This is a genomic window from Terriglobales bacterium, assembly GCA_035454605.1.
Taxonomy (GTDB): domain Bacteria; phylum Acidobacteriota; class Terriglobia; order Terriglobales; family Acidobacteriaceae; genus DATMAB01.
In genome coordinates this window covers 25,080-31,495 of sequence record DATIGQ010000073.1, presented here as the reverse complement: position 1 = coordinate 31,495, position 6,416 = coordinate 25,080, and the positions used below count along the sequence as shown (strand labels likewise).

Annotated in this window: 8 protein-coding genes; 3 read left to right on the top strand and 5 right to left on the bottom strand. The window is 63.6% G+C overall.

What is annotated here, in order from left to right; genetic code table 11:
• On the top strand, positions 1-199 hold a 199-nt coding region (locus VLE48_05200; protein HSA92388.1), incomplete at its 5' end, for a hypothetical protein.
• A 1-nt stretch (position 200) separates the two neighbouring features.
• On the top strand, positions 201-647 hold the full coding sequence (locus tag VLE48_05195) for an OsmC family protein (GenBank protein HSA92387.1): 447 nt from the start codon (positions 201-203) through the stop codon (positions 645-647).
• 33 nt (positions 648-680) lie between these two features.
• Here VLE48_05195 and VLE48_05190 read toward each other — a convergent pair whose 3' ends face one another.
• The 5 genes from VLE48_05190 to VLE48_05170 form a co-directional block, all read right to left on the bottom strand.
• On the bottom strand, positions 681-1,094 hold the full coding sequence (locus VLE48_05190; GenBank protein ID HSA92386.1) for a secondary thiamine-phosphate synthase enzyme YjbQ: 414 nt from the start codon (positions 1,092-1,094) through the stop codon (positions 681-683).
• Positions 1,095-1,248: 154 nt separating this feature from the next.
• Entirely contained in the window at positions 1,249-1,464 is a 216-nt protein-coding gene (locus VLE48_05185; protein HSA92385.1) for a hypothetical protein, read from the bottom strand.
• Between the two features lie 126 nt (positions 1,465-1,590).
• The gene (locus tag VLE48_05180) at positions 1,591-2,586 is read right to left on the bottom strand and encodes a KpsF/GutQ family sugar-phosphate isomerase (GenBank protein ID HSA92384.1); all 996 of its coding nucleotides are present in this window, start codon (positions 2,584-2,586) and stop codon (positions 1,591-1,593) included.
• A 49-nt stretch (positions 2,587-2,635) separates the two neighbouring features.
• Complete coding sequence (gene kdsA, locus VLE48_05175; GenBank protein ID HSA92383.1) at positions 2,636-3,466, bottom strand: 3-deoxy-8-phosphooctulonate synthase; 831 nt, start codon at positions 3,464-3,466, stop codon at positions 2,636-2,638.
• An 86-nt stretch (positions 3,467-3,552) separates the two neighbouring features.
• A complete protein-coding gene (locus VLE48_05170; GenBank protein HSA92382.1) occupies positions 3,553-5,235 on the bottom strand; it encodes a CTP synthase in 1,683 nt (560 codons plus the stop codon).
• A gap of 159 nt (positions 5,236-5,394) precedes the next feature.
• Between VLE48_05170 and VLE48_05165 the strand changes: the two genes are divergently transcribed.
• A complete protein-coding gene (locus VLE48_05165; protein ID HSA92381.1) occupies positions 5,395-6,414 on the top strand; it encodes a hypothetical protein in 1,020 nt (339 codons plus the stop codon).
• The last annotated feature ends 2 nt before the right edge of the window (positions 6,415-6,416 follow it).

Genomic DNA, 6,416 nt, shown 5'->3' with positions numbered 1-6,416 from the left:
CGACCACATCCGGAAGATGGATCGCGAGCGCAGTCGCATGCACGAAGCGCTGCAAGATCTGGACACCGAGCTCGAAAAGCAGCAGATGGAGCGCGCGCACATCCGGCAACATGCCCGCGACGTGGAGAAGGCGACCGAGCGCTGGCGCAAGCAGCATCGAGAGCTGGGCGAAGAGCTGGGAATGGGGAAGGAGTCATGAAATGACCGATTACCGCTACAAGGTAGATGCGCACTGGACACAAGGCCGGCGCGGCCACGTGCTGGGCGAAGGAGTGACCCAGGACCTGGACTTTTCCGCTCCACCCGAGTTCCAGGGCGAGATCGGGTTCTGGACACCGGAACATTTCTTCGTGGCGGCCGTGAGCAGTTGCTTCGTGGCTACGTTCGCGGCCATCGCTGAGATGTCGAAGTTCGAGGCGCTGGACCTGGAAGTGAGCGCCACGGGCACGCTGGCCAAAGGCGAGGGAGGTTTCCGTTTCACCGACGTGGAAATCCATCCCGTGCTGACGGTTGCCCACGAGCGCGATCGCGAGCGGGGGATGCGCCTGCTGGAAAAAGCGGAGCGCTCGTGCCTGGTGACACGGTCGCTGGCCACGCCCGTGCGCATGATCCCGCTGGTGCGCGCAGCCGAAACGGTGGCGGTGTAGCCCGAGCGCCGTCGCGAGGGAGATGGGCGAGCCCTACTCGCCCATCACCTTGATGACCACGCGCTTGGAACGCTGGCCGTCGAACTCGGCGTAGAACACGCGCTGCCAGGGCCCCAGGTCGAGCCGTCCGTTGGTGATGGGCAGCGTGACCTCGTGGTGCATGAGCAAGCTCTTCAGGTGGGAGTCGCCGTTGGATTCGCCCGTCTGGTGGTGGCGGTAATCCTTGCGGAAGGGCGCCAGTTTCTCCAGCCATTCATCAATATCGGCGATCAAGCCGGATTCGTGGTCGTTCACGTAGACCGAGGCCGTGATGTGCATGGCCGAAACCAGCACCATGCCCTCCTTCACGCCGCTCTTGGCAACGGCCGCCTCCACCTGCGGGGTGATGTGGATGTACTCGCGGTGCTTGCGGGTGTTGAAGGTGAGATATTCGGTGTGGAATCGCATGGGAGCTCCGGGAGTGCTGATTGTCATGCTGAGCGAAGCGAAGCATCCCTATGCCCGGACGTGCATGATCGGGTAGGGATTCCTCGCTTCGCTCGGAATGACAAGAGCGGATACTGAACATCCGCCGCAGGTACCCGGCGGTTCGCTGACCCGCCTACTTCCTGGTCGCCAACTGCTGCAGCAGCCCGGTAATGGCTTTCTGCGCCTCGCCGAAAAGCTTCTGATACTCGAGGAACTGGCGGTTGAGTTCCAGGCTGCGGTCGGGCCCGAACTTGCCGCGCAGGATCATGTCGCGCACGTGTACCGGGTTGGGCAGCAAAGCCTCTTCGCTCACTTCTTCCAGCGCCGTTTTGGGATCGTAGTGATACATGGGGATTGGATCATTGAGTCATTTGGTCATTGAATCATTGAAAAGCACACACCCCTTGGATGTGAGCGTCCCGCATCGGGTCGCTGGTTTTCAATGATTCAATGAATCGATGATTCAATCGTCAATTCAAACCATTTCCGTTCCCCACAGGTCGTGCAGATGCACGATGCCCTCCAGCCGGCCGCCGCCATCCACCACCACCAGCGACGTGATCTTCTTCTGCTCCATCAGGGCCAGGGCGGCGGTGGCGAATTCATCCGCGCCGATGGTCCGGGGCGAGCGGGTCATGCAGTCGGCGGCGGTGAGGTCGAGGACCTGCTTGCCGCGTTTTTCCAGCAGGCGGCGCAGGTCGCCGTCGGAAATGATGCCCACCAGGCGTCCGTCCTCGGCCACCGCGGTCACTCCCAATCCTTTGCGTGACATCTCGTAGATGACGTCGGGCATCTTGGCGGAAGGACCGACCACAGGGACGTCGTCGCCCTTGTGCATCAGCGAGCCCACGCGCGCCAGCCGCTTGCCCAGCTTGCCGCCGGGATGCAGGTCGGCGAAATCTTCTTCCTTGAAACCGCGGCGCTGGGCCAGAGCGACGGCCAAGGCGTCGCCGAGCGCCAACATCGTGGTGGTGGAGGCGGTGGGCGCCAGGCCGAGCGAGCAGGCTTCACGGTCGATGGAGCAGTCGAGCGCGACGTCGGCGGCGCGGGCCAGAGTGGAGGTGGGCGCCGATGTGTCGGACGTGGGATATATGCGGTCGCCGGTCATGGAGATGACCCGCAGCTCCAGGCGCTTGATAGTAGCGAGCAGGTGGAGGATCTCCTCGGTTTCGCCGCTGGAGGAGAGAGCGACGACTACGTCGCCGCGCGCCAGCATTCCCAGGTCGCCGTGCAGGGCCTCGGCGGGATGCAGAAACAGCGCCGGAGTGCCGGTGGAGCTGAGCGTGGCTGCGATTTTGCGCGCCACGATGCCGCTCTTGCCCATGCCGGTGACCACGGCGCGCCCGGCGCAGGTGTAGAGCAGGTCCACGGCGCGCTCGAAGGCCTGGGCCATGGGACCGGCAATGCGGTCGGCCAGGGCGCGGAGCGCCTCCGCCTCGACCCGAACCACTTCTTCGCCGACGTGCTTCATGGAGAAAGAGATGGTAGCAAAGATCGCCGTAGGGGGCGCGGAGTCGGGCCTAGCGGGTGACCGCCTTCCGCACCGCCAGCAACTCGGTCAGCACATCCCTGAGCTTCAGCAAGTCCAGCGCGTTGGGGCCGTCGGATTTGGCCTGCGCGGGATTGTCGTGGACTTCCATGAAGATGCCGTCGCAGCCGGCGGCCACGGCGGCGCGCGCCAGCACCGGGATGTACTCGGGCTGGCCGCCGCTCACGGGCTTGCCGTCGGCGCTCGCCGAGGGCAGTTGCACGGAGTGCGTGGCGTCGAAGACCACCGGGGCGAAGCCGCGCATGATGGGCAGCGAACGCATGTCCACGACCAGATTGTTGTAGCCGAAAGTGCTGCCACGTTCGGTCACGAACACTTTTCCGTTCCCCGTGGACTGAATCTTTTCCACCGCGTGGCGCATGTCCCAGGGAGAAACGAACTGTCCTTTCTTGACGTTGACGGCGCGGCCGCTGTGACCCGCTGCCAGCAGCAGGTCGGTCTGGCGGCAGAGGAACGCGGGGATCTGGAGGACGTCGACGGCCTCGGCGACGCGGGGCACGTCGGCGGCTTCGTGGACGTCGGTGAGCACAGGAATCCTGACCGTCTCTGCGACCTTACGCAGGATGCGCAAGCCCTCGGCCACGCCCAGCCCGCGGAAGCTGTCCAGGGAGGTGCGGTTGGCCTTGTCGTAAGAGGCTTTGAAGATGTAGGGCAAACCCATCGCCCTGGCGACGCCCGCGATGCACTCCGCCATCTTGATGGCGTGCTCTTCGCTCTCAATCACGCACGGGCCGGCGATGAGAAACAGCTTGTCGCCGCCGATGGTGACGCTGCCAACCTGAAATGAAGTTTCCAGTTTCAAGTTTCCAGTTTCCAGAAAAAGCCGACCACAAAGCCACGAAGGAACCACGAAGGCAAACTGCGTGGCCAATCTCCGGCGCTGGGATTCTAGCGCTTTCCGACCTTCTCGGGACGGCGGAACATCTCCACTTCAGCGGCGTGCTTCTGCGTACGGCGCTTCTTGCCGTCTTCGTACGACGCCTTAATGAAGGCGGTGAACAGCGGGTGCGGCTCCAAAGGCTTGGACTTGAATTCAGGGTGGAACTGGCAGCCCAGGAAGTAGGGATGGTCGCCCAGTTCGACGATCTCCACGTAGGTGCCGTCCGGAGTGGAGCCGGTGATTTTGAGCCCGGCGCCGGTCAGCAGAGCCTCATACTCGCGATTGAACTCGTAGCGATGGCGATGGCGCTCGCTGATCTCGAGGGCGCCGTAGGCCTGATGGGCGAGCGAACCGGGCGTGAGCTTGCAGATCCAGGCCCCCAGGCGCATGGTGCCGCCCAGTTCGTCGATGCCGCGCAGCTCGCGCAGCTTATAGATGATGCGGTGCGGCGTAGCGGGATTGAATTCACTGGAATCGGCTTCCGCCAGGCCGCACGCGTTGCGCGCGAACTCGATGCAGGCGGTTTGCATGCCGAGGCAGATACCGAAGTAAGGAACTTTCTTCTCGCGCGCGTAGCGGATGCCGTTGAGCATGCCGGCGATGCCGCGCTTGCCGAAGCCTCCCGGCACCAGGATGCCGTCGAAGCCTTCGAGCTGCGCTTCCCAGGAATGGTCGTTGGGATCCTTGGTTTCCAGTCCCTCGGCCTCGATCCAAACCAGGTTGGCGCGCAGGTTGTGCGCCAGGGCTCCGTGGACCAGCGCTTCCTTGAGCGACTTGTACGAGTCTTCGTACTCCACGTACTTGCCCACCAGGGCGATGGAGACCTCGTCCTTGGGGTTGTAGACGCGGTGGAGCAGTTCTTCCCAGGCGCGGATGTCGCGCTCGCCGGCCTCCAGGCGCAAGTAGCGGAGCACGAGCGTATCCACTTCTTCCTTGGCGAAGACGACCGGCACTTCGTAGATGGAAGCCACGTCCTTGGCGGTGATGACCGCGTCTTCCTGCACGTTGCAGAAGAGGGCGATTTTCGACTTGAGGTCCTTGCTGAGATAACGGTCGGTGCGGCAGAGCAGGATGTCCGGCTGGATCCCGATGGAAAGCAGTTCCTTCACCGAGTGCTGGGTGGGCTTGGTCTTGAGTTCGCCGGCGGCGCCGATCCAGGGGACCAGAGTGACGTGGATGAAGAGCGTATTCTCGCGGCCCAGGTCCTGGCGCATCTGGCGGATGGCTTCCAGGAACGGCAGCGATTCGATGTCGCCGACGGTGCCGCCGATCTCGATGATGGCGATATCGACGTCCTGCGCCACCTTGCGCATGGCCGCCTTGATCTCGTTGGTGACGTGGGGGATGACCTGCACGGTCTTGCCCAGGTAGTCGCCGCGGCGTTCCTTGGCGATGATCTGCTCGTAGATGCGGCCCGTGGTCCAGTTGTTGTCGCGGGTCAGCTTGACGTGGGTGAAGCGCTCGTAGTGGCCCAGGTCGAGGTCGGTTTCGGCGCCGTCGTCGGTGACGAACACCTCGCCGTGCTGGAAAGGCGACATGGTGCCCGGATCGACGTTCAGATACGGGTCGAACTTGAGCAGGTTGACCTTGAGGCCGCGGCTTTCGAGCAGGCATCCGATGGACGACGCCGCCAGTCCCTTGCCCAACGAAGACACCACACCGCCCGTCACAAAGATGTACTTTGCCGACATCTCCGCTCCCTGTTGAATTGTTGGATTGGGTTGTGCCGCCTGGAGGGGTGCACGACCAATTATGCCAGAGTTCCGTCCTTCGCGGAAGGGGGTTGTGGAAGGCCGCTTCTGCATCTAAGAATAGGAGAGGCGCTCCACCAAACGGTCAGCCTTGATCCCATGCTTCGACTGATTCCAAGCCAGGCCACGACCGCCACTGCCGGTCTGCTGGTCCTTCTGATGCTGGTCCCGTCCGTTGCCCAGCAGCACCCCCAGCGGCTCATCCTCAAGGACGGCAGCTTCCAGCGCGTCACTGAGTACGAAGTGAAGGAGGGGCGGGTGCGCTACTACAGCGCCGAGCGCTTCGAGTGGGAGGAAGTGCCCGCTGACCTGGTGGACTGGCCGGCGACCGAGCGCTACGAGAAAGAACGTAGCGAGGGCAAGCTCCCGCCGGAGACGTTGCAGGCGGCGGCGGAAGAAGAAGCCGAGCGGGCGGCGGAAGCGGCTCGCTCCCCGGAGGTGGCGCCGGGGCTGCGGCTGCCTTCGACGGGCGGAGTCTTCCTGTTCGATTCTTTTCACGGCGAGCCGCAGTTGATCCCACTGGAGCAGGCGGGAGGCGAGATCAACCGGCAGATGGGCAAGAACATCCTGCGGGCGGCGATCAATCCGCTGGCCAGCGTGAAGCAGAACATCGAGCTGGCGGGAGCGCGGGCGGCGGTGCAGGCGCACGCGCTGCGTCCCACCATCTACGTGAACATCGAGGATTCCGATGCCGACGCTGCGGTGGCGATCGGCGGCGATCCAAACAAGGACCAACCCAAATACTCTCCCGCCGAAGCGCGCCTTCTGACCAACCGCTTCCGCATCGTCCGCGCACAGCGCAAGAAAGACTCGCGCGTAGTCGGCAACCTGAAGGTGACCTTCTACGGAAAGATGTCGCAGGAGCAGCGCCAGGTGCCGGTGATCTCAGAGGCCATGGGCGGCGGATGGACGAAAGTCATTCCGCTCGAGCCGCTCCAGCCCGGTGAATATGCGCTGGTGGAGATGCTGGGTGAGAACGAGATCAACCTCTATGTGTGGGACTTCGGCATGGATCCGAACGCCCCCGCAAGCACCCGCGCGTGGAAGCCGGTGGAGGGAGAGGCGCCGGCGAAAGACAAGGAACCGGGGCTGAAAAGCCGGCCGAAGGACCAGCAATAAGC

What these genes read in the sequence shown, in the direction of transcription:
- VLE48_05195 (HSA92387.1), top strand. Translation starts at nt 201, where the DNA reads ATGACCGATTACCGCTACAAGGTAGATGCGCACTGGACACAAGGCCGG.
- VLE48_05190 (HSA92386.1), bottom strand. Translation starts at nt 1,094, where the DNA reads ATGCGATTCCACACCGAATATCTCACCTTCAACACCCGCAAGCACCGC.
- VLE48_05185 (HSA92385.1), bottom strand. Translation starts at nt 1,464, where the DNA reads ATGTATCACTACGATCCCAAAACGGCGCTGGAAGAAGTGAGCGAAGAG.
- VLE48_05180 (HSA92384.1), bottom strand. Translation starts at nt 2,586, where the DNA reads ATGAAGCACGTCGGCGAAGAAGTGGTTCGGGTCGAGGCGGAGGCGCTC.
- VLE48_05170 (HSA92382.1), bottom strand. Translation starts at nt 5,235, where the DNA reads ATGTCGGCAAAGTACATCTTTGTGACGGGCGGTGTGGTGTCTTCGTTG.
- VLE48_05165 (HSA92381.1), top strand. Translation starts at nt 5,395, where the DNA reads ATGCTTCGACTGATTCCAAGCCAGGCCACGACCGCCACTGCCGGTCTG.